The sequence below is a fragment of the Limnomicrobium aquaticum genome, from assembly GCF_040545545.1.
In the GTDB taxonomy this organism is placed as follows: domain Bacteria; phylum Pseudomonadota; class Alphaproteobacteria; order Rhizobiales; family Rhizobiaceae; genus Ensifer_A; species Ensifer_A aquaticum.
Genome location: NZ_JBEPMB010000010.1, coordinates 1 through 21,259 on the forward strand (window position 1 = coordinate 1; position 21,259 = coordinate 21,259).

Here is a 21,259-nt window from a genome sequence, read left to right on the forward strand (position 1 = left end):
AGTCACTTACGCAACCATCAGAAGATTTTCTCAGGGACGAGTTCGTTAGTCGCTAGCAGCGCCGCCGCCCTCGTCAGTGATCGCCTTATAGACCCGAGGGCTCAGAACAGTCAACACGGCATTTTGAAAAAACTTCAAAAAAGTGACAAAGCATTGAATTAAAAGGATTAATTGTGAGGTGTCCGCGGGAACCTCTTCAAAACGTCCACGAAACCCCGCTTGCTCGCACTCATGCCCCCGGATTTTCACAATTGGCAGGCATGAACTCCCTCACGCGCAACATAGGGGTTTCGCGCACTCATGGCTGCCATCTCCGCGCATGGTGTTTGACTCCCGCCCGCACACAAGGCAGATGTTGCATAACAAGAAAATAAATGGGCCAGGCGGACACTGAATGACGGACGGCAGGGAACTGACACGGCTGCTCGGTAACGAGCCCGCGCTGCTCGCTGACGGCCGCCGTGCGCCGGACCGGCGCGAGATTTCCTTTCGCTGGCTCTCTGGCACTTTCTTGACGGGCATCACCAGTACTATCCTGATGGGCGTTGCCCTCACGGCCGCGCTGGACGGCCGCCGGCAACTCGCCATTCCTGCCGAAGCCTACGCGAGCGGGCACGACGATGGCGACGATGCGCCGCTTGTTGCAAAGCGCGGTGGCCGCCTGATCGCGACGAACATTGCCGCCAAGCCCGCCGACAAGCAGATCATGGAAGTTTCAACCATGATCCAGCAGGGCGGCAAGGAAGTGGTGCGGCGACAGCCCTTCGAGCATGTCAAGATGGCGCTCGCCGCAGCGCACCCTTCGCAAGAAACCTATCCCCAGTTTGATCCTCTCGCGATTTTCTCCTCGGGTACCAAGCCGGCTCTCCCCCCGGTCAGCACGGGCCAGATCTACGGCTCGGACGTGGAATCTGAGGTGAGCCTGGAGACCTCCGAGTTTCCGACCAAGGAAACCGCCTTCAGCTACGCGCCGGCGATGACGCTGGAAGAGATCGAGGAAACCGTACGCACGAATGGTTCGGTTCTGACAGACGGCAATAGTCAGGTCGCGTCGCTCTATTATGTCGATCCGCGGCGCTTCGCAGCAAGTAACAGTGCGCTTGACATCACATCCGGACTGACCGCAAAGGTCATCGAGTCCAACATGTCGGTGGCGGCCCCCGAGGCGATCACCACCACAACCCCCGAATATGCCGACGACATCATTCCGATACGCTCGGATACCGACATCGCAACCGCCCTGTCTTCAAATGGCTATTCGAAGAAACAGGCGGATCTGGTGTCCGGCAGCCTTTCGGATGCCTATGGCAGCGGGAAGCTGCGTGACGGGAACATCCTGCGCATGGGTATTATGCAAACCGGCGAGGACCTGAAGATCGTCCGCGCCAGCATCTATCAGCGCGACCAGCACCAGGTGACGATTGCGCTGGACGACAAGGGCAACTTCGTTCAGGGCACCGCGCCCCCGGCCATCAAGGCCATGGCCTCCGCGCTTGACGACAACCTGTTGGCGCCGCAGGCTGGGTCCGATCTTCCCAGCGTCTATGACGGCATCTACCGGGCCGCACTGTCTTACGGGATGGGACTGGACCTGACCAACCAGATCGTCAAGCTACTGGCCAATTCGGTCGACTTCCAGGCGCAGCTGCGCCCGACGGACAAGCTGGAAGCCTTCTTCTCGGTCGCCGACCAATCCGGCAAAGTCACGAAGAATTCGGAGCTTCTGTTCCTCTACGCCAAGTTCGGCGACAACGAGACGCGGCTTTACCGGTTCCAGGATCCGAGCGACGACAGCGTCGACTACTACGGGCCCGACGGAAAGAGCATCCATCAGTTCCTGCTCCGCAACCCAGTGCCAAGCGGCATCTTTAAATCGGGCTTCGGCATGCGCCGCCATCCGATCCTCGGCTACATGCGCATGCATACCGGTGTAGACTGGGCCGCACCGCGTGGCACGCCGATCATCGCAACGGGCAATGGTACGGTGGAAAAGGCGGGCTGGGACCGCGGCGGCTATGGCAACCAGACCATCATCCGCCATGCCAACGGCTATGAAACCTCGTACAACCACCAGAGTGCGATCGCAAAGGACGTCGTCGAAGGGGCCAAGATCCACCAGGGCCAGGTGATCGGCTGGATCGGCACAACCGGCCAGTCGACCGGCCCGCACCTGCACTACGAAATGATCGTCAACGGCAACAAGGTGGACCCGCTGAAGATCCGCCTGCCCGACGGCAAATCGCTCGGAGGCGAGGCACTTGCCAGGTTCGGCGCAGAGCGCAAACGCATCGACGCGCTCCTCGGCCACGAAGACTGGAATATCGCCAGCAACTGATCCCCGGTCTGAAACGAAAAATGCCCCCGACTTTCGCCGAGGGCACACCGTTTCGCGGCCGAGCGCGTTCGAACTTACGCAGCCTCGCTGATCGTTTCACCCGACACGAAGATCAGGCGATCGGATCCGGCACTTACCGTAACCGCAGATCCATCCGGGATGTCGCCCATGAGGATCTTTTCGGCCAGCGGATCCTGAAGATACTTCTGGATCGCCCGCTTGAGCGGCCTTGCGCCATAGACCGGGTCGTAACCCTTGTCGCCCAGCCATTCCCGCGCCGTTTCGTCCAGCGTGATCGTGATCTTGCGATCGGCGAGCAGCTTGACGAGCCGGCCCATCTGGATATCGACAATCGTGCCCATTTCCTTGCGACGCAGCCGGTGGAACAGAATGATCTCGTCGACACGGTTCAGGAATTCCGGCCGGAAATTCATCCGTACGACACCCATGACCTGTTCCCGGACACTGTCGGTATCCTCGCTTTCACCGAGACCGGTCAGGAATTCCGAACCGAGGTTGGAGGTCATGATGATGATCGTGTTCTTGAAATCCACAGTCCGGCCCTGCCCGTCGGTCAGACGACCGTCATCCAGAACCTGTAGCAGAACGTTGAACACATCCGGATGCGCCTTCTCGATCTCGTCGAACAGCACGACCTGATAGGGGCGGCGTCGAACAGCCTCTGTCAGCGCGCCGCCTTCATCATAGCCGACATAGCCGGGCGGTGCACCGATGAGCCGCGAGACCGAGTGCTTCTCCATGTATTCCGACATGTCGATGCGCACAATGGCCGACTCTTCGTCGAAGAGGAAGCGCGCCAATGCCTTGGTCAGTTCGGTCTTGCCCACGCCCGTGGGACCTAAGAACATGAACGAGCCGATCGGCCGGTTCGGATCCTGCAAGCCGGCGCGCGCGCGGCGAACCGCCCGCGAAACGGCCTGAACGGCATCGCCCTGGCCGACGACCCATTTGGCGATTTCGTCTTCCATCCGAAGCAGCTTGTCGCGTTCGCCTTCCAGCATCTTGTCGACCGGAATCCCGGTCCAGCGGGAGACGACCTGCGCGACATTGTCGGGGGTCACGACTTCCTGGACCATGGCTTCCGCACCGGAACCGTCGTGTTCTTCGGCCGCCTTCAGCTCCTTTTCGAGGCCTGGGATCACGCCATAGGCCAGTTCGCCGGCCTTCTGGAATTCGCCGCTGCGCTGGGCAATCGCCAGATCGTTGCGCGCCTCGTCAAGCTTGCGCTTGAGTTCGGCAGCATGACCCAGCTTCTGCTTTTCAGCCTGCCAGCGGGCGGTCAGCGCATTGGCGCGCTCTTCCAGATCGGAAAGGTCAAGCTCCAGCTTTTCGAGCCGGTCCTTGGATGCGTTGTCGGTTTCCTTCTTCAGCGCCTCGCGCTCGATCTTCATCTGCATGATGCGGCGATCGAGTTCGTCCAGCTCTTCAGGCTTGGAATCCACCTGCATGCGCAGCCGCGATGCGGCTTCATCCATCAGGTCGATGGCCTTGTCCGGCAGAAAGCGGTCGGTGATGTAGCGGTTCGACAGCACGGCAGCAGCAACCAAGGACGAGTCCGAAATGCGAACCTTGTGATGCTGCTCGTATTTTTCCTTCAGGCCGCGCAGGATCGAGATCGTGTCCTCAACCGTCGGCTCGGACACCATCACAGGCTGGAACCGGCGGGCCAAAGCCGCATCCTTTTCGACATGCTTGCGATACTCGTCAAGCGTGGTCGCGCCGACGCAGTGCAACTCGCCACGAGCAAGTGCGGGCTTCAGCAGGTTGGACGCATCCATCGCACCATCCGCCTTGCCGGCCCCGACCAGCGTGTGCATTTCGTCGATGAAGAGGATGATATCGCCGTTTTCCGACTGCACTTCCGAAAGCACTGCCTTCAGACGCTCCTCGAACTCACCGCGATATTTTGCGCCCGCAATCAGCGCGCCCATGTCGAGCGCCATCAGCTTCTTGTCGCGCAACGATTCCGGCACGTCGCCATTGATGATGCGCAGCGCCAGACCTTCGGCGATCGCCGTCTTGCCGACGCCGGGCTCACCGATCAGGACCGGATTGTTCTTCGTGCGGCGCGACAGAACCTGGATCGCGCGACGGATTTCATCGTCGCGGCCGATCACCGGATCGAGCTTGCCGTCACGGGCATCCGCCGTCAGGTCGCGGGCATATTTCTTCAGCGCGTCAAAGCCCTGTTCGGCATTGGCGTTGTCGGCGGTGCGGCCCTTGCGGACATCGTTGATCGCCTGGTTCAGCGCCTGCGGCGTCACACCGGCCTTCTTCAAGGTGGCGGAAGTCGAGGCGGAAGATTCGATGCTGAGCGCCTGAAGCAGACGTTCGACGGTCACGAAACTGTCGCCTGCCTTCTTGGCAGCCTCTTCGGCGGTGGCGAAAACCTTGGCCAGCGGCTGCGACAGGTAGACCTGTCCATTGCCGCCCGAAACCTTCGGGATTTTGGCGAGTGCCGCGTCATTGGCAATGCGCGCCTCGCGCGGATCGCCGCCCGCCTTCTGGATCAGCGCCGAGGCCATGCCCTGGTCGTCGTCCAGGAGCACTTTCAGCACATGTTCTGCGGTAAATTGCTGGTGTCCGGCAGCAAGAGCGCCGGTCTGAGCCGATTGCAGGAAACCGCGCACGCGCTCGGAATATTTCTCGATATTCATGTCTGTCCTCCGTTCCTCGTTCCGCCCTCGACTGAGGCACGGATCGACGGGTTTGAGATAGGCCCCCTGAAAGGCGAGCCTTCGCAGTGAAATATGGGCGCGACGCCGCGTTTTTAAAGAGGTTTAAATGCAAAAATCCCCGGAACTTGCGTCCCGGGGATCGTTGAACCCTTACGGTTTGACATTCGTCATTCGCCGGCTTCGGCAAGTGCCGGCTGCTCGGCCGGAGCCTCGCTGGTTTCACCTTCAGCAGCGGCGTTCTGACGGCGGCGCTGCGGACGGCGCGGACGACGCTGACGCGGTTCCTGCTCGCCGGCGGCTTCAGCCGGAGCCTCTTCGCCAAGAGCTACCTCCGCAGGAAGACCTTCGATCTCCGGCTGCGGGCCGGTGCCGTCGTAAGCCTGCTCGGCCTGCGGCTGCGCCTGCTGGTGCGAACGCTGTTGCGGCTGGGAATGCTGCTGCAACGGTGCGGTATCCGAACCGTTGTCGTCCTCATCACGATCAGCGAAGTCGTTGCGATCGTCGCGCTGGAAGCGTTCCTGCATCTGTGCCTGGGCGCTTGCGATAATGCGGTTATAGTGCTCGGCGTGCTGCAGATAGTTTTCTGCCATGACACGGTCGCCGGAACTCTGGGCGTCACGAGCAAGCTGCGCGTATTTCTCGGCAATATGCTGCGCGGTCCCACGAATTTTCACGTCCGGTCCGGAGCTGTCATAGGTCCGCGTCAGAGGGTTTGAACCCTTGCGCATGTTCCCATTGTTGTTGTTATTGTTATTATTATTGTTGTTGCTATTGTTGTTGTTACGCCCGCGACCGCGTTTGTTCTGCTGTCCTGGCCTCATTGATGGCTCACCTGAACTTCTTTCTAAATGACCACAAAATGGCTCCGGCCTGCTCTGTCAATCGAGAGAGGACTTGCGAGCCGCAGCGTCCGCGCGTGACCGCACCTTCTTGCCGCTTGTGAGTTATTGAACAGATTTCCGCACAGGGACTGTCGGTACCCCAGAAACTCTTGTTAAGAGAGCAACCATCTTGGCGAAAGCTGATCCGGGAATAAATTCCGCCGGCGCTTCAGCCCTAGTGCGCACAGGCAAACTAGCCCGCTTCCCCCTCAAATCCAAGCGTTTTTTTCGCGGTCGCGAGATTATTCGCCAGAAAAGCCAGGCGTTCGCACGAAAATCAAAGCCCGATCGCGCCCGCCATAATCGCGTATTGCCTGCTGGACGATGAAACCGGCGGCTTCAAAGATGGCCTGTACGGCAGCCATCTGGTTCCAGCCGAACTCGACGCCGACGAATCCACCATCGGCAAGATATTGATCCGCCTGCTTCGCGATGATTCGATAGGGCTCAAGCCCATCCGCACCGCCGTCGAGCGCTGCCAGCGGATCATGCTCCCGCACCTCGCGGTCAAGACCCGCAATGTCGGCGGAAGGAATATAGGGCGGGTTGGAGACGATCAGATCGAATTTGCCTCGCACCTGCGAAAACCAGTCGCTCTGCAGGACCTCGAACCGCATGCCGATGCCGTTCAGATTGGCATTGGCTTTGGCCGTCGCAAGCGCATCCTCGGAAATATCCGTGCCGACACCGTTTGCCTGCAGGCATTCATTCAGCAGCGCGAGGCAGATGGCCCCGGTTCCCGTACCGAGATCGAGGATGCGCGGCTTGCGGCCCTGCCCCACCATTTCGTGCAGAACGGGCAACATCGCATCGACAAGAACTTCCGTATCCGGGCGGGGCTCCAGTGTGCCCTTGGAAAGCTTCAGCCTGAGCCCATAAAACTCCCGCCAGCCGAGGATGCGATAGACGGGCTCGCCAGCAACACGCCGCGCCGCCGCCATACGAATGCGTTCAATCTTTTCGGCTGGAACAGCCTCGCGTCCGCGTGTGATGAGTGCAGTCGGCTCCAGATCCAGCAATCCGCTCACCAGAATGCGGGCTTCCAACGCCGGATCGTCGAGATCAGCCTCGCGAAAAAGAACGCGCACCTCCGCCAGCACCGCGTCGAGAACCGGATCAGGCCCCGGCATGGTCGTTGCCGAGCTGCGCCAGCTGGCCCGCCTGATAATCGGCGACGAGTGCGTCGATCACTTCATCCAACTCGCCCTCAATGACCCGATCGAGCTTGTAGAGCGTCAGGTTGATGCGATGGTCGGTCAATCGCCCCTGCGGGAAATTGTAGGTGCGAATGCGCTCGGAGCGGTCGCCGGAACCCACCTGGCTCCTGCGCGAGGCCGAACGTTCGCTATCGGCGCGCTGCCGCTCGATATCGTAAAGCCGCGCGCGCAGAACCTGCATGGCCTTCGCCCGGTTCTGGTGCTGCGACTTCTCCGAGCTGGTGACAATGATCCCGGTCGGTAGATGGGTAATGCGGACGGCCGAGTCGGTCGTATTCACGTGCTGTCCGCCTGCACCCGACGAGCGCATCGTATCGATGCGGATATCCTCGGGACGGATTTCGATATCGATCTCTTCCGCCTCGGGAAGCACGGCCACCGTCGCAGCCGACGTATGAATGCGCCCACCCGCTTCCGTTTCCGGCACACGCTGAACGCGGTGGACGCCGGATTCGAACTTCAGCTTCGCGAAAACCCCGCGTCCGCTGACGGTCGCGATGATTTCCTTGTAGCCGCCGGCCTCGCCTTCGCTTTCAGAGAGGATTTCGACCTTCCAACCATGTGTCGAAGCATAGCGCTCATACATACGGAACAGATCGCCCGCGAAAAGTGCTGCCTCGTTGCCACCCGTACCGGCGCGAATTTCCAGAATCGCGCTCTTCTCGTCTGCCGCATCCTTCGGAAGAAGCAGAATCTGCATCTCGCTTTCGAGCGTTTCGATGCGTGCCTTCAGCTCCGGCAGTTCCATTTCGGCCAGATCGCGCATCTCGCGATCCGTGGCCTTGTCGGAAAGCAGCGCTTCGAGATCGGCAATCTCGCTTTCCGTCTTCTGGAATTCGCGGATCTTCTTCACCACCGGCTCGATCTCGGAATATTCCGCAGCGAGCTTGATATAAACATCCGCCGCGGGGCCAGCCGACATCCGGGCCTCGACCTCGCTGAACCGGCGCTCCAGTTCGCGCATTTTCTCGATGGGAAGTTTCGCCAAGCTTGCTTACCTACAGCGGAATATTGTTCGCAAGGGCGAAGTTTTCCAGAAGATGGCGCATCGGCTCACGCGGAAAACCTTCGTCCAGCGCCGCATTCATCATGTCGGAGAGCTGCTTGACGTCGAGCCCGAGCAACATCGCCTTCACCGGACCGATCGACGCCGGCGACATCGAGATCGAGCGGAAGCCGATCCCCATCAACGCCATGGCCGACAAAGGCTTGCCCGCCATTTCGCCGCACAGCGTCAGAGACGTATTGTTGCGCTCGGCAGCCCGCACGATATCGCGCAGGATGCGCAGGAACGGGCGGCCCAGATTGTCGAACCGGTCGGCAACGCGCGCGTTGCCGCGGTCGACCGCCATCGAAAACTGGAACAGGTCATTCGAGCCGACCGAAACGAAATCGACCTCCGCCATCAGCTCATCGAGCTGCCACATCAGCGCCGGCACTTCGAGCATCGCGCCAAACTGCAGCTTCTTCGGCAGTTCGTAACCGAAGCGCGAAAGATGCTGGAATTCCTTCTGCATCAGCTCGCGCACGGCCCGAAGCTCGGCAACTTCCGTCACCATGGGGATCATCATGCGCAGTTCCTGGCCGCTCGCGGCGCGTAGCAGCGCGCGCAACTGCGTGCGGATCAGGCCCGGACGGTCGAGCGACAGACGAATGGCACGCCAGCCGAGCGCCGGGTTTTCCTCATCCGCGCCGCGGAAATAGGGCACGACCTTGTCGCCGCCGATATCGAGCGTGCGGAACGTCACCGGCCGCCCGGCCGCCTGCCGCAGAACGCTGCGATAAAACGCCTCCTGCTCCTCGAGCTTTGGCATGTTCGAGGCAATCATGAACTGGAGTTCGGTGCGGAAAAGCCCGATGCCCAGCGCACCCGACTCATTCAGCTGCGGCAGATCGACCAGCAGGCCGGCATTCATCAGGAGATTGATGCGCTGGCCATCCTTGGTGATCGGCTCGACCGAGCGCAGCGCCCGGAACTGCTCCTGCCGGCGGGCGCGGAATCGCACCTTTTCCTCATAGGAGACGCGCAATTCGGCAGCCGGCCGCAGATGCACGCTGCCGCCATCGCCGTCGATGATGATCGGATCGCCGTTTTCGGCAAGCGCGACGAGGCCCGTGACCTGTCCGACAATCGGCACGCCCATGGCCCGCGCGACGATCACGACGTGGCTGGTCACCGCGCCTTCTTCGAGCACGAGGCCGCGAATATGTTCACGCGGATAATCGAGCAGTTCCGCCGCCCCCATGGCGCGCGCCACGATGATCGCATCCATGGGCAGCCCGCCGCCGCCCTTCGGGCCATAGCCCGTCAGCTGGCGCAAAAGCCGGTTGGCCAGATCGTCGAAGTCATGCATGCGCTCGCGCAGGTAAGGATCCGTCAGGCGGATCATGCGTGCCTTGGTGTCGCTCTGCACCTTTTCGACCGCCGCTTCCGCCGTCAGGCCGTTGCGGATCGCCTCTTCGAGCTTCCGAACCCAGCCACGGTCGTGGGCGAACATGCGATAGGTTTCCAGAACCTCGCGATGCTCGCCTTCCATGGAAACGTCGCGCCGCGACAGAAGATCATCGATGGAGATGCGCAGCGAATCGAGTGCTTCGTTCAAGCGCTTCAATTCGTGATCGGTGTCTTCGTTCAGCAGATTGGTGACGACGATGCGCGGCTCGTGCAAGACAACATGGCCAAGCCCGATCCCTTCACCATAGCTGTCGCCCTCGATTGAAACCGGGCGGGATAGGTCAAGTTCGAGACCAGGCCGCGTGATCTTCTTCAATTCACCCGTGGCGATCATTTCGGCGATCACCATCGCCGTGGTTTCCATCGCCTCGACTTCTTCCTCGCGATAGGTGCGCTGCGCCCGGTTCTGCACGACCAGAACACCAAGCGCGCGGCCGACGCGCAGGATCGGCACGCCAAGGAAGGAATGGAAGATTTCTTCGCCGGTTTCCGGCAGGTAGCGGAAGGCCGGATGGGACTGCGCGTCAGAAAGGTTCAGCGATTGGGCGGAAGCCGCAATCGTACCGACAAGACCTTGGCCCATCTTCAACTGGGCCAGATGCACGGCGTCTTTCTTCAGACCTTCCGTGGCGTAGAGTTCGAGCACGCCGTCCGATCGGAGCACATACACGGAACACACTTCCGCGACCATGTTCTGGGCGATCTGCTGGACGATCTTGTCGAGGCGTTCCTGTGGTTCAAGCGCTTCCGCCATCAATTCGCGGAGACGCTTGAGAAGAACGCGCGGACCCTGTGAAAGGCCTTTCATCGCGCATGTGCTCCCGGTTCTGGAGTTATTCCGGGCGAGCCGGCCGCAGGATCACTGCCACCGGCGCATCGGAATCGTTTCTCAATTCTTATCGAGACCGTAGCAGGAATGCAAAGTCCGAACAGCAAGTTCGGCATAGGGACCGTCGATCAGGATGGAAATCTTGATTTCCGAGGTCGTGATCGCCTTGATGTTGATACCCTTGTCCGCCAGCGCGCGGAAGGCCGTGGCGGCAACGCCGGCATGGCTGCGCATGCCGATGCCGATAACGGAAACCTTCACCAGACCCGTTTCGCTCTGGATGACGTCGAAGCCGATCTTGTCCTTGTTCTGCGCAAGAACGGAAAGCGCCTTCTCGGCATCGCCCGAGGGAACCGTGAAGGTCATGTCCGTGCGGGTTCCGTCTTCGGAAATGTTCTGCACGATCATGTCGACATTGATATGGGATTCGGCCAGAGGCCCGAAAATGGCAGCCGATACGCCCGGACGGTCCGAAAGGCGACGCAGCGAGATCTGCGCTTCATCCTTGGCGTAGGCGATGCCGGTGACTACTTCCTGTTCCACGATTTCATCCTCGTCACAAATCAGCGTGCCCGGCGGGTTCAGAAGGTCGCCCATTCCCGGTGCATCGGGGTCAACGAAAGAGGAGCGCACGAAGGTGCGCACCTTGTGTACCATGGCCAGTTCCACCGAACGGACCTGCAAAACCTTGGCGCCGAGAGACGCCATTTCGAGCATTTCCTCGAAGGCGATCTTCTTCATGCGGCGCGCCTTCGGCTCGATGCGCGGGTCGGTCGTGTAGACGCCATCGACATCGGTATAGATGTCGCAACGGTCGGCCTTGACGGCGGCGGCAATGGCGACAGCCGACGTATCCGAACCACCACGACCGAGCGTCGCGATCCGGTTGTCGGGACCGATGCCCTGGAAGCCGGCGACGACGGCAACCTGCCCCATCTCGAAGCGCTTGATCAGCTCTTCGCCGTCGATGTCCTGGATACGGGCCGCGCCATGGGCGTTGTCGGTCTTGATCGGGATCTGCCAGCCCTGCCAGGAGCGGGCGTCGATATCCATCGACTGCAGCGCGATGGCCAGAAGGCCGGCGGTCACCTGCTCGCCGGACGCAACGACCGCATCATACTCGCGCGCGTCATAAAAAGGCGACTTCGCGCCCGTGACCTTCGGCATGTTCTGCACCCAGGCAACAAGCTCGTTGGTCTTGCCCGACATGGCCGAAACGACGACGGCAACCTGATGGCCGGCATCAACTTCACGTTTGACATGGCGCGCGACGTTATAGATCCGGTCTAGGTCTGCGACGGACGTGCCGCCGAATTTCATCACGATGCGTGCCATTTCAAATGTCCGGTCATGGCCTGCGCGAAACGCGCGGGAACTCTGTCAAACAGTCGAAGGCTCGACCCTTGAAAAAGGATCGAGCCCAAAGTTTGCGGTCTCTTAGCGAAAAAGCGACCCGACTGCAACAGCCGGTGGGCCGGTCCCGGTACGGAACCGATCAGTTCTGGCGCAGCGGCGAAATCTGGATTTCCACGCGGCGGTTCTGCGCGCGCCCGGCTTCGCTCGCGTTTGAGGCGATCGGCTGTGTTTCGGCAAAACCGACGGCGGACATGCGGCGCGGATCGACGCCCTGGCTTGCCATGTAATTGGCAACTGAGATGGCGCGGCGCTGCGACAGATCCTGGTTATGCTGGTGGCTGCCGGTCGAGTCCGTATGACCGTTGACGTCGATCAGCGTCTTGTCGAACTTCTTCAGGACGATCGCGACCGAATTCAGCGTCGGATAGAATTCCGCCTTCACCGCATCCTGATCCGTCGGGAAGGTGATATTGGACGGCATGTTCAATACGATGGAATCGCCGTTGCGCGTGACTGAAACGCCCGTGCCCTGAAGCTGGCGGCGCAGTTCCGATTCCTGATTGTCCATGTAATTGCCGATCAGGCCGCCGCCCAGCGCGCCGACACCGGCACCGATGAGCGCCGCGTTGCGCCGCGAGTTTGCGTCCTGGCCAACCAGCAGCCCGGTGACAGCGCCGAGACCTGCGCCGATCATGGCGCCACCCGCCGTGTTCGACATTTTCTGATCGCCCGTATAGGGGTCGGTCGTCGTGCAGGCCGACAGGAAGGTTGCAGCAAGCAGGCTGAGGGCAATTTTCTTGAACATGCGGAGGGTCCGTCCTGGAGAGGAATCAATAGGTATGATTCTTGATGTTTGTTTTGTGGAAGTCAAATCCTTCGATTCCGGCGATTTCGCGACCTGGCTGCGGCGATCCGCGACAAAATCCGGCCTTGACTTTCAGCCGTAGCAGTCCGACTTGAGAAGCGATTACGAAGGATATGCATCATGAGCGACGCCGCAAGAACCACGATCGATCAGGCCGAAGTTGATCGCTTCACCGCCATGGCCGCGGAATGGTGGAACCCGGCGGGCAAGTTCAAGCCGCTGCACAAGTTCAATCCGGTGCGTATCCGCTACATCCGCGACAAGGCCGCCGCTCATTTCGGCCGCGAAGCCAACAGCCACAAGCCGCTCGAAGGCCTGCGTGTGCTCGATATCGGCTGCGGCGGCGGTTTGCTGTCCGAACCTATGGCCCGCATGGGCGCAACCGTGATCGGCGCCGACGCCTCCGAGCGCAATATCGGGATTGCCTCGACCCATGCCGCGCAAACCGGCGTCACGGTAGACTACCGCGCCGTGACCGCCGAGCAACTGGCTGCCGAGGGCGAGATGTTCGATATCATTCTCAATATGGAAGTGGTCGAACACGTGTCGGATGTCGATTTCTTCATCACCACCTGCGCCTCCATGGTGAAGCCCGGCGGCATGATGTTCGTGGCCACGATCAATCGCACCATGAAGGCCATGGCGCTGGCGATCATCGGCGCGGAGCACGTGCTGCGCTGGCTGCCAAAGGGCACGCATCAATATGAAAAGCTGGTTCGTCCCGAAGAACTTGAAAAGCCCCTGACCGCTTCCGGCATGCAGATCGACGAGCGCACCGGCGTCTTCTTCAATCCGCTGATGAACCAGTGGAACCTGTCGCGCGATATGGACGTCAATTACATGATGCTGGCGACGCGGCCGGCAGTTTAAGACGCGAACCGCTCAGTTCGCGTCTTCCGGCAGGACCGGCAGCGGTGCAATCTCTATGCCTTCTTCCAGAAGTGCGCCGATGTCTTCCTGCTTGGCCTGGCCGATAATGCCGCGCGCCGGCGCTTCGCCGTAATGGATCTTGCGCGCCTCTTCGGGAAAACGCGCGCCTACATCCTCTGAATTCGCGCGGATATGGGTGACGATCTCACGCATCTTCGCGATCATCTCAGCGGGCACACCGCCTCCAGCCATCGCCATCGGCACCTCGCCCTCGCCGGCATGCGCCGTCGCAACGGCCGGCGCCATCAGGGCCTTGGCGACGGAGGCCGAGCCACAGACCGGGCAGGTCACGAGACCTCGCGCCTGCTGGCCATCAAAATCGCTGCCGGAAGAAAACCAGCCTTCGAAGGCGTGCTCGGCTTCACACTTGAGCGAATATTTGATCACGAACGCAAATCCTCACACTCAAACCGTTTCAACGGCGAATTCGCGCGCATTCTTGAGGTTCGGGATTTTTCCGCGCGCGGCGGCGACTTCGGCGGTGTCAATCTCGGCCACCAGAACGGCCTCGCCCGCCCCGCCGGCCCGGGCCAGAATCTGCCCCCAGGGATTGACGATCATCGAGTTGCCATAGGTCTCACGGCCGTCCTCATGCACGCCGCCTTGCGCGGCAGCTATCAGAAACGCACCATTCTCGATCGCGCGGGCGCGCAGGAGAATTTCCCAATGCGCCTCGCCGGTCTGCCTGGTAAAGGCGGCTGGAACCGTCAGGATTTCGGCACCCGCCAGAGCCTCGGCGCGGAATAGCTGCGGAAAACGAACATCGTAACAGACCGCAAATCCGAGCTTGCCGAAAGGAAGCTGCGCCACGCGCGCGGCAGCGCCGGGATTATAGGTCCGGCTTTCACGCCAGCTCTCGCCATTGTCGAGATCGACGTCGAACATGTGGATCTTGTCATAGGAGGTAATGAGCGAACCATCGGGTCCGAAGAGGAAGCCGCGGTTGGCAACCTTTTCGCTCCCGAGCGCAATGGCCGTCGAGCCGACATGCATATAGATTGAATGCCGGGCGGCGAGTTCGGACGCTGCACGATACACCAGATCATGCGCCTCCGGCTTCAGCGACGCCATCAGTGCCGCGCGATCACGCTGCAGCGCGCCGGTCATTTCCGGCGTCTGAACATAGGTCGCACCCTGCGCCGCAGCCTCAGCAACGAGCGCGTGCATGCGCTCCACGTTCTTTTCGACCGAGACGCCGGAGCACATCTGGACGGCAGCAACCTTCACCTTCGTCATCACTCTATCCTTTCAACCGGCCAGCAAGGCGTCGAGCTTGCCGGTGCCATCCAGCGCGTGCAAGTCGTCGCAGCCGCCGACATGCTTCTCGCCGATGAAGATCTGCGGGAAGGTCGAGCGGCCGGAGCGATCCATCATTTCCTGCCGAAGCTTCGGATCGAAGCTGGCGTCGTGTTCTGTATAGCTGACACCCTTGCGGTCGAGCAGCGCCTTGGCAGCGGAGCAGTAGCCGCACATCTGACGCGTATAAATCGTGACAGGAACCATCAAATCTCTCCTCTCGCAGCCTCTGCGGGGCGCGTTTGTCTTAAGACGCTATATAGGCTCCGGAAGCGCCATTGAAAAGACGAGTACGGTGATGTCGCTGGCACCCGCCTTGCGAAGTGCGCGCGACGCAGCCGACACTGTAGCCCCCGTCGTGTAGACATCATCGATCAGCAGGATGCGCCGCCCGGCAAAGGCCATCTTGCCCGAATCGCTGACGGCAAAGGCGCCGCGCACATTGTCCTCGCGCGCCCGCTCGCCAAGCCCGACCTGATGCGCCGTGCGGCGGATGCGTTTCAGGTCGATCGCGTTGAACGGTTTGCCGGATTGCCGGGAAAGATGCCGCCCCAACTCTGCGGATTGATTGAACCGCCGCGTGAAGAGGCGTATTCGATGCAGCGGCACTGGGACAATCACGTCTGCCTCCCCCAACAGATCGCCCGCCGCCCGCGCCATCCAGCGCGCCATGAGGGGCGCAAGATCCAGCCGGTCGTTGTACTTCAGCCGGTGCACCAGCGCCTGGCAGATACCATCATGGGCGGCAACCGCCCGCAGACGATCGAAGACCGGAGGATTGGCAATGGCCTCGGCCGAAAGAATACCGGCGCCGAGGTCATGCGTGAAAGGCGTCCCCATGACCTCGCAATAGGGCCGCTCGATGAAACGGATGGTCTGCCAGCACGCCGGGCACAGAGCCCCGTCGCGCGCGGCAAATCGGCCGCATCCTGCACAAACCGGCGGATAAATGAAATCGACGAACGCCTTTGCCAGCCGCGCCGGAAGCCGGTGGAACAAACGCGGAGCCGCAGGACTTTCCCCTTCACCCATCGACCGATCCCCTGTAGACAGTCAACACTCTGCCTAATGCGTGTCGCGCTCGATCGAATTCGATTGAGCGGAACGAACATGCATCAAATCAAGGTGCTACAGCGTCGTTCGCGCGTTCAATGGAACGCGCCGCGCTATAGCGGCAGCCAACGTCAATTTTGAGCAGCGCAGGGCGCGAGATGCAACTGGTTTTTGATCCCAAACTCGTCGAACGAAACCGCGTGCGCGCAGCGCAAATCGCCGACAGCAGCGCAGGTTTCCTTCTCGACATGGCAGCTGAAGAGCTGGCTGACCGCCTGTCAGCCGTCGAGCGCCACTTTGCGGAAGGTGTGGAACTGCACGGAATGACCGGTGTCACCGCAGCTCAGATGATGGCGACCGGCAAGGTCGACCACATGACACGACTGGAAACGACACTTGGTTTTGGGCCGGCTTCAGGCGAGCTCAGGCTCGCACCGCTCGAACAATTGTCTATTGCCCCCGAGAGCGTCAATCTCGTCGTCTCGCCGCTGTCCGCGCATTTGACCAACGATACGCCCGGCCTTTTCATCCAGGCGCGCCGCGCGCTGAAGCCGGACGGCCTGTTTCTGGCCGCGATTCCCGGTGCCGGAACCTTGGTGGAATTACGGGAGGCGCTTCTGAGCGCAGAAGAGGAGCTGACCGGCGGCGTGAGCCCGCGTGTCATTCCCTTTGCCGATGTGCGCGATATCGGCGCACTCCTGCAGAGAGCCGGTTTTGCTCTGCCGGTCGCCGATGTCGAGACCTATACGGTTCGCTACGATTCGATTTTTCCGCTGATGCGCGACCTGCGCCATATGGGCATGGCCAACCCGCTGACAGGCCGCTCGCGGAGGCCGCCGGGTCGAAAGCTTTTTGTGAGAGCCGGCGAGATTTATGCCGAGCGCTTTTCCGATCCCGATGGCCGCATCCGCGCGACCTTCTCCATCATCTATGTCTCGGGCTGGGCGCCGCATGAAAGCCAGCAGAAACCGCTTCGCCCGGGTTCAGCGAAGATCAGTCTGGCCAGCGTTCTGAAGGATAAGTCAGGCGCGCAATAGAGCAATTCCAGCAAAAGCGGGAACCGGTTTTGCGTCCGGAATTGCGGAGAACACATAGATAGAGCGTTCCAGCCAAACGCTGAAACGCTCTGGAAAAGCGCAAGGAGAGGAGATTACGGCTTGGCGAGCGTGCCGTCGCCGAGCGCCTGCGTGGCGACATTGTTATAGGTCGTGCCGATGGCAGAGCCAACCTGGGTAACGCCGGCAATGATGGCGATGGAAATGAGAACGCCGATGAGACCGTACTCGATCGCGGTCGCTCCGTTTCGATCCTTCAGCAATCGACGCAAGATCAGCATCCGCGAATTCCTTTCATCGGTGCGACAGGCACCGTTCTCTCAAATGATCTCAGCAGCCGCTCGTGGAGCCGTCGCTGTTGATAATGCACACAGCGCCAGGCGTATCCTGCAGAACGCTGCGCCGAACAATATATCGCTTCGGCCCGCTATTCGTCGAAATCGAGCCAGTCACGATGTCGTCATAGGCGCCGGGCGCAACCGTCCCGGCAAGATGCGCACTCTTGCGATCGACAAAGGGCGCCACAATGAGCGTCAATGCCACTACGGCCACACCAAAAATCACGGCAACATTCAACGCACCCGATTTCGGCACGCTGAGCGGTGCTTCGGCGACTTCCGTCGATCCGTCATACTGTTCTTTGTCCGCCATATCGACTGCCTAACCTGTACATGCCGTCTCCACCGCTGAAAAATGTCAGAATCTGATAAAGGAAAGGTAAATTTCCGGTGCCAAAGACGGCGCGGTTCAGAGAAGGTCGTGCAAAAATGGGATCAGCGGTTCGTCCGCAGGTGGCATCGGATAATCGCGAAGCTGGGCAGCACGAACCCATTTGATCTCCTGTCCCTCGGCTCCGCGAGGAATGCCATCGTAGCGCCGGCACACGTAAAGCGGCATCAGGAGATGGAAGGTTTCGTAGGTATGGCTGGCGAAAGTCAGCGGCGCGAGGCACGGCACCTTGGTCTCGATGCCGAGTTCTTCGCGAAGTTCGCGCACCAGCGTCTCCTCGGGGGTCTCGCCTGCCTCGACCTTGCCGCCCGGAAATTCCCACAGGCCCGCCAGCGCCTTGCCCTCGGGCCGCTTCGACAGAAGGATGCGGTTATCCGTGTCGATCAGCGCGCAGGCCGCGACGAGGAGAATGGGGTGGCTCATGATGCGTTTTCCTTGCGCCAATAGCGGTAGCGGTAGCATTCCTTGAAGCCCAGATCGGCATAAAGCGCCAGCGCGGCGGCATTGGAGGCTTCGACCTGAAGCCAGCCTGTGACCGCGCCGCGCAGCCGTGCCCATTTCAGCGCTGCCACCGTTATCTGTCGGCCAAGCCCCTGCCGACGCTCCTGCGACGCAACCGCGACCTGCTGCAGTCCGGCCATATCGCCATCGTGAACGCAGGAGGCCACCGCCTTCGGATGATCGCTCGTTTCGCCCAGAATGAACATTCCCGTTTCCGGCTGTATCGCCCGGAAAAGGCGCTCCATGGCGTCGCGCGGGGTTCGGCTCTTGCCGCCCTCGACCGCAATACAGGCATCAACGAAACGTGCGACGTCGTGACTTGGAATCATGTCGAGGCCCGTCGTCTGCGCATATTCGGCAAGCGCCACCGTCTGCACACTGACTTCGCCTTCATGGCTCCAGCCGTTCTTGCCGAGCCAGTCGATGAGCGGTCTGGGGCTTAGCGGCGTCTCCTTGACGACCATGGGCACCCCGGCTGCGGCGTACCAGGCTTCCACGCCGGCAATGCGCTCGCCGATGTCACGCGTGTCGCCGGGATCAAGCGGCACGAGGCAGTTTGCCCGCCGCGTCGCATGACCCGGCGTCAGCCGCTTCTGCCAGCTTCCCTCATATTCGACCGTTTCAGCGGGCCAGGCGCGAAACCCGGCCGCCTCAAGCCGCCGAACGGCGGGAAGGCTTGCCATTCGCTCAGCTCCGGTAATCGCCGTTGATGGCGACATATTCCTTGGTGAGATCACAGGTGTAAACCGTCGCCTTGCCGTTGCCGAGACCGATATCAGCGCGAATGGCGATATCGTCCTGTTCCATCACGGCCGTCGTTGCCGCTTCCGAATAGTCCGGGTCGCGTTCGCCATCGACGGCCACGCGTACATCGCCGAACCAGATCGCCAGCCTGTCACGGTCGGCCATCTCGCCGGACTTGCCCACGGCCATGACGACACGGCCCCAGTTGGCGTCTTCGCCCGCAACCGCCGTCTTGACGAGCGGCGAATTGGCAATCGACAGCGCAATCCGCTTGGCGGCAGCATCGCTTTCGGCGCCCGTCACGGTGACGGCCACCATCTTGCGCGCGCCTTCGCCGTCGCGAACAACCTGCAGGGCAAGATTCATCAGGAGATCGTTCAGCGCTGCCTTGAAGCCTTCAAGGCGAGCATCGTTCGCGTCCTCGATCTTCGGCTGGCCGTCGGCAGCCGCCGCACCCGTTGCGAAGAGGAGCAGCGTGTCGGAGGTGGACGTGTCGCTATCGACCGTCACCGAATTGAAGGACGGGCCGACGCCAGCAGACAGCAACCCCTGAAGTGCCGCCGGTGCGATATCCGCATCGGTGGCCACGAAGGAGAGCATCGTTGCCATATCGGGCGCAATCATGCCCGCGCCCTTGGCAATCCCGTTGATCGTCACCTTGACGCCGGCAATCTCCGCCGTGCGGGTGGCGACCTTCGGATAGGTATCCGTGGTCATGATGGCCTTGGCAGCCTCGTACCAGAAATCTTCCCTGCCATCCTTGGCCAGCGTGTCGAGCACGCCGGCAAACTTCGTCGCGTCCAGCGGCTCGCCGATCACGCCAGTCGAGGCGAGAAAGATTTCGCTTTCCTTGCAGCCCGCGGCAGCAGCGGCGGATTTTGCCGTCAGCGCCGTGGCTTCGCGACCCTTCTTGCCGGTGAAGGCATTCGCATTCCCGGAATTCACCACGACGGCACGAGCAACACCACCCGAAAGGTTCTGGCGGCAGAAATCGACCGGAGCAGACGGGCAGCGCGACCGGGTAAAGACGCCGGCCACGGCAGCCGGCTGGTCGAAGACCATCATCAAAACGTCGGTGCGACCCTTGTACTTGATGCCGGCAGAGGCGGTTGCCATGCGCACGCCGCGAAGGGCCGGCATGTCGGGAACGGATTTGGGAGCGAGCGGAGAAACGGTCGTGGACATGGAGCTTCCATCAGGACTTGGAGGAGCGCTGGGACGGGCACAAGAAAAAGTGCGAGGCCCTTCCGGACCCCGCACCTAAGAGCAGATTACTGCTGCGGCTGCGCCTGTTCCTTGCTGACTTCTTCATAACCCTTCTTCAGGTTCTCATCGAGGACTTCAACCTTCGTGCCTTCCTTGGCCTTGTTGAGAAGGGCGATATACTTGTCGCGCATGACGAGCTGGCGGATCTGGTCCTTGACCTGATCAAGCGCCGGCGGCGGTGCCATGCGGGTGTCCTCGATCTTGATGACGTGGAAACCGAACTGAGTCTTGACCGGCGTCTTGGTGTATTCGCCCTTCTTCAGCGCGAAGGCCGCGTCTTCGAATTCCTTGACCATTCGGCCCTTGCCGAAATAGCCGAGATCGCCACCTTCCGACTTGTTCGGATCGGACGACTTGGCCTTGGCGAGTTCAGCGAAGTCCTTGCCGGCGTCGAGGTCCTTGATGATGGCCTTGGCTTCGTCCTCGGTCTTGACGAGGATATGACGCGCATGGATTTCTTCCTGCGGCGGGATCTTCTTGATCTCGGCGTCATAGCGCGCCTTGATCTCGTCGTCGGTCACGGTGTTGACGACATACTTGCGGAAATAGGCATTGTGCAGCTCGCGCTCGCGCAGGAAGGCCAGACGCTTCTTGAACTCGTCGGAATTCTCGATGCCGTCGGTCTGCGCGACCTTGGCAATCGCCTTCACGTCGATGGCGGCAGAAAGAGCAGCAAGCTTCTTCTGGTCGTCAGGCAGCTGAGCGAGTTGCGGGTCGAGATTGGCAATGCCGAGATCGATATCCGACTGGTGAATCTCCTGATCGCCGACCTTTGCGACGACAGGATCGGCACCATCGGCGGCATAGGCCGCGCCCGACAGGCCGAATGCGGTCACGAGAGCCGCGAAGAGCATTTTCTGACGATTGAGCATGTTCAAACCTTTCAAGATCCGGGCACAGAGGAGGATCGGCACCCTTAATAACGAAGTCTCGGCCACCCGAATGTGGCAAATTGATAACGTCTGGAGGCAACGAACGGGCGTCCTGAGCACGGCAGCGGAAGATCGCGCCAGCGTCGGCCACCCGGCCTCCCCTTCTTCTCCAAAGG

The 21,259-nt window shown here is 61.0% G+C and carries 20 protein-coding genes; 3 read left to right on the forward strand and 17 right to left on the reverse strand.

Annotated elements, in window-relative coordinates:
• Nucleotides 1-394 precede the first annotated feature (394 nt).
• Nucleotides 395-2,335: a M23 family metallopeptidase gene (locus ABID16_RS20985; RefSeq protein WP_354558330.1), complete on the forward strand. Its 1,941-nt coding sequence runs from the start codon at nt 395-397 to the stop codon at nt 2,333-2,335.
• A 74-nt stretch (nt 2,336-2,409) separates the two neighbouring features.
• On the opposite strand, the gene clpB is transcribed toward ABID16_RS20985, so the two are convergent.
• The 7 genes from clpB to ABID16_RS21020 form a co-directional block, all read right to left on the reverse strand.
• Nucleotides 2,410-5,013 (reverse strand): ATP-dependent chaperone ClpB, encoded by a 2,604-nt coding sequence (clpB, locus tag ABID16_RS20990; protein WP_354558331.1) that lies wholly within the window; start codon nt 5,011-5,013, stop codon nt 2,410-2,412.
• A gap of 188 nt (nt 5,014-5,201) precedes the next feature.
• On the reverse strand, nt 5,202-5,855 hold the full coding sequence (locus ABID16_RS20995; protein ID WP_354558332.1) for a DUF4167 domain-containing protein: 654 nt from the start codon (nt 5,853-5,855) through the stop codon (nt 5,202-5,204).
• 302 nt (nt 5,856-6,157) lie between these two features.
• A complete protein-coding gene (gene prmC / locus ABID16_RS21000) occupies nt 6,158-7,045 on the reverse strand; it encodes a peptide chain release factor N(5)-glutamine methyltransferase (protein WP_354558333.1) in 888 nt (295 codons plus the stop codon).
• Nucleotides 7,032-8,120 (reverse strand): peptide chain release factor 1, encoded by a 1,089-nt coding sequence (prfA, locus tag ABID16_RS21005; RefSeq protein ID WP_354558334.1) that lies wholly within the window; start codon nt 8,118-8,120, stop codon nt 7,032-7,034. The genes prmC and prfA overlap by 14 nt, the downstream gene beginning before the upstream one ends.
• 10 nt (nt 8,121-8,130) lie before the next feature.
• Entirely contained in the window at nt 8,131-10,395 is a 2,265-nt protein-coding gene (ptsP, locus tag ABID16_RS21010; RefSeq protein ID WP_354558335.1) for a phosphoenolpyruvate--protein phosphotransferase, read from the reverse strand.
• An 81-nt stretch (nt 10,396-10,476) separates the two neighbouring features.
• Entirely contained in the window at nt 10,477-11,751 is a 1,275-nt protein-coding gene (locus ABID16_RS21015) for an aspartate kinase (protein ID WP_354558336.1), read from the reverse strand.
• 160 nt (nt 11,752-11,911) lie between these two features.
• Nucleotides 11,912-12,577, reverse strand: coding sequence for a YiaD family glycine zipper/OmpA-like lipoprotein (locus ABID16_RS21020; protein ID WP_354558337.1), 666 nt, complete (start codon nt 12,575-12,577; stop codon nt 11,912-11,914).
• Between the two features lie 180 nt (nt 12,578-12,757).
• On the opposite strand from ABID16_RS21020, the gene ubiG reads away from it, so the two are divergent.
• Nucleotides 12,758-13,507 carry a bifunctional 2-polyprenyl-6-hydroxyphenol methylase/3-demethylubiquinol 3-O-methyltransferase UbiG gene (ubiG, locus tag ABID16_RS21025; RefSeq protein WP_354558338.1) on the forward strand — a complete coding sequence of 250 codons (750 nt, stop codon included), beginning with the start codon at nt 12,758-12,760 and terminating at the stop codon, nt 13,505-13,507.
• 12 nt (nt 13,508-13,519) lie between these two features.
• Here the strand turns inward: ubiG and ABID16_RS21030 are convergent, their stop codons facing one another.
• From ABID16_RS21030 to ABID16_RS21045, 4 genes are read right to left on the reverse strand one after another with little or no spacing between them, the layout of a single operon-like run.
• Nucleotides 13,520-13,954 carry a DUF1178 family protein gene (locus ABID16_RS21030; RefSeq protein WP_354558339.1) on the reverse strand — a complete coding sequence of 145 codons (435 nt, stop codon included), beginning with the start codon at nt 13,952-13,954 and terminating at the stop codon, nt 13,520-13,522.
• 18 nt (nt 13,955-13,972) lie between these two features.
• Nucleotides 13,973-14,803, reverse strand: a complete 831-nt coding sequence (locus ABID16_RS21035; protein ID WP_354558340.1) for a carbon-nitrogen hydrolase family protein — start codon at nt 14,801-14,803, stop codon at nt 13,973-13,975.
• A gap of 12 nt (nt 14,804-14,815) precedes the next feature.
• Entirely contained in the window at nt 14,816-15,070 is a 255-nt protein-coding gene (grxC, locus tag ABID16_RS21040; RefSeq protein WP_354558341.1) for a glutaredoxin 3, read from the reverse strand.
• 48 nt (nt 15,071-15,118) lie between these two features.
• Nucleotides 15,119-15,895, reverse strand: a complete 777-nt coding sequence (locus ABID16_RS21045; RefSeq protein WP_354558342.1) for a ComF family protein — start codon at nt 15,893-15,895, stop codon at nt 15,119-15,121.
• A gap of 179 nt (nt 15,896-16,074) precedes the next feature.
• Between ABID16_RS21045 and ABID16_RS21050 the strand changes: the two genes are divergently transcribed.
• Nucleotides 16,075-16,953: a methyltransferase domain-containing protein gene (locus tag ABID16_RS21050; RefSeq protein ID WP_354558343.1), complete on the forward strand. Its 879-nt coding sequence runs from the start codon at nt 16,075-16,077 to the stop codon at nt 16,951-16,953.
• A 113-nt stretch (nt 16,954-17,066) separates the two neighbouring features.
• Here the strand turns inward: ABID16_RS21050 and ABID16_RS21055 are convergent, their stop codons facing one another.
• The 6 genes from ABID16_RS21055 to ABID16_RS21080 form a co-directional block, all read right to left on the reverse strand.
• Nucleotides 17,067-17,252: a Flp family type IVb pilin gene (locus ABID16_RS21055; protein WP_354558344.1), complete on the reverse strand. Its 186-nt coding sequence runs from the start codon at nt 17,250-17,252 to the stop codon at nt 17,067-17,069.
• A 49-nt stretch (nt 17,253-17,301) separates the two neighbouring features.
• The gene (locus ABID16_RS21060; protein ID WP_354558345.1) at nt 17,302-17,622 is read right to left on the reverse strand and encodes a hypothetical protein; all 321 of its coding nucleotides are present in this window, start codon (nt 17,620-17,622) and stop codon (nt 17,302-17,304) included.
• A gap of 96 nt (nt 17,623-17,718) precedes the next feature.
• Nucleotides 17,719-18,123 (reverse strand): 8-oxo-dGTP diphosphatase MutT, encoded by a 405-nt coding sequence (mutT, locus tag ABID16_RS21065; protein WP_354558346.1) that lies wholly within the window; start codon nt 18,121-18,123, stop codon nt 17,719-17,721.
• On the reverse strand, nt 18,120-18,884 hold the full coding sequence (locus tag ABID16_RS21070) for a GNAT family N-acetyltransferase (protein WP_354558347.1): 765 nt from the start codon (nt 18,882-18,884) through the stop codon (nt 18,120-18,122). The genes mutT and ABID16_RS21070 overlap by 4 nt, the downstream gene beginning before the upstream one ends.
• A 4-nt stretch (nt 18,885-18,888) precedes the next feature.
• Nucleotides 18,889-20,130, reverse strand: a complete 1,242-nt coding sequence (gene argJ, locus ABID16_RS21075) for a bifunctional glutamate N-acetyltransferase/amino-acid acetyltransferase ArgJ (protein WP_354558348.1) — start codon at nt 20,128-20,130, stop codon at nt 18,889-18,891.
• 86 nt (nt 20,131-20,216) lie between these two features.
• The gene (locus tag ABID16_RS21080; RefSeq protein WP_354558349.1) at nt 20,217-21,083 is read right to left on the reverse strand and encodes a peptidylprolyl isomerase; all 867 of its coding nucleotides are present in this window, start codon (nt 21,081-21,083) and stop codon (nt 20,217-20,219) included.
• Between the last annotated feature and the right edge of the window lie 176 nt (nt 21,084-21,259).

Coding starts and splice junctions, on each gene's coding strand:
- ABID16_RS20985 (WP_354558330.1), top strand. CDS start 395: ATGACGGACGGCAGGGAACTGACACGGCTGCTCGGTAACGAGCCCGCG.
- clpB (WP_354558331.1), bottom strand. CDS start 5,013: ATGAATATCGAGAAATATTCCGAGCGCGTGCGCGGTTTCCTGCAATCG.
- ABID16_RS20995 (WP_354558332.1), bottom strand. CDS start 5,855: ATGAGGCCAGGACAGCAGAACAAACGCGGTCGCGGGCGTAACAACAAC.
- prmC (WP_354558333.1), bottom strand. CDS start 7,045: ATGCCGGGGCCTGATCCGGTTCTCGACGCGGTGCTGGCGGAGGTGCGC.
- ptsP (WP_354558335.1), bottom strand. CDS start 10,395: ATGAAAGGCCTTTCACAGGGTCCGCGCGTTCTTCTCAAGCGTCTCCGC.
- ABID16_RS21015 (WP_354558336.1), bottom strand. CDS start 11,751: ATGGCACGCATCGTGATGAAATTCGGCGGCACGTCCGTCGCAGACCTA.
- ABID16_RS21020 (WP_354558337.1), bottom strand. CDS start 12,577: ATGTTCAAGAAAATTGCCCTCAGCCTGCTTGCTGCAACCTTCCTGTCG.
- ubiG (WP_354558338.1), top strand. CDS start 12,758: ATGAGCGACGCCGCAAGAACCACGATCGATCAGGCCGAAGTTGATCGC.
- ABID16_RS21035 (WP_354558340.1), bottom strand. CDS start 14,803: ATGACGAAGGTGAAGGTTGCTGCCGTCCAGATGTGCTCCGGCGTCTCG.
- grxC (WP_354558341.1), bottom strand. CDS start 15,070: ATGGTTCCTGTCACGATTTATACGCGTCAGATGTGCGGCTACTGCTCC.
- ABID16_RS21045 (WP_354558342.1), bottom strand. CDS start 15,895: ATGGGTGAAGGGGAAAGTCCTGCGGCTCCGCGTTTGTTCCACCGGCTT.
- ABID16_RS21050 (WP_354558343.1), top strand. CDS start 16,075: ATGCAACTGGTTTTTGATCCCAAACTCGTCGAACGAAACCGCGTGCGC.
- ABID16_RS21055 (WP_354558344.1), bottom strand. CDS start 17,252: ATGCTGATCTTGCGTCGATTGCTGAAGGATCGAAACGGAGCGACCGCG.
- ABID16_RS21060 (WP_354558345.1), bottom strand. CDS start 17,622: ATGGCGGACAAAGAACAGTATGACGGATCGACGGAAGTCGCCGAAGCA.
- mutT (WP_354558346.1), bottom strand. CDS start 18,123: ATGAGCCACCCCATTCTCCTCGTCGCGGCCTGCGCGCTGATCGACACG.
- ABID16_RS21070 (WP_354558347.1), bottom strand. CDS start 18,884: ATGGCAAGCCTTCCCGCCGTTCGGCGGCTTGAGGCGGCCGGGTTTCGC.
- argJ (WP_354558348.1), bottom strand. CDS start 20,130: ATGTCCACGACCGTTTCTCCGCTCGCTCCCAAATCCGTTCCCGACATG.
- ABID16_RS21080 (WP_354558349.1), bottom strand. CDS start 21,083: ATGCTCAATCGTCAGAAAATGCTCTTCGCGGCTCTCGTGACCGCATTC.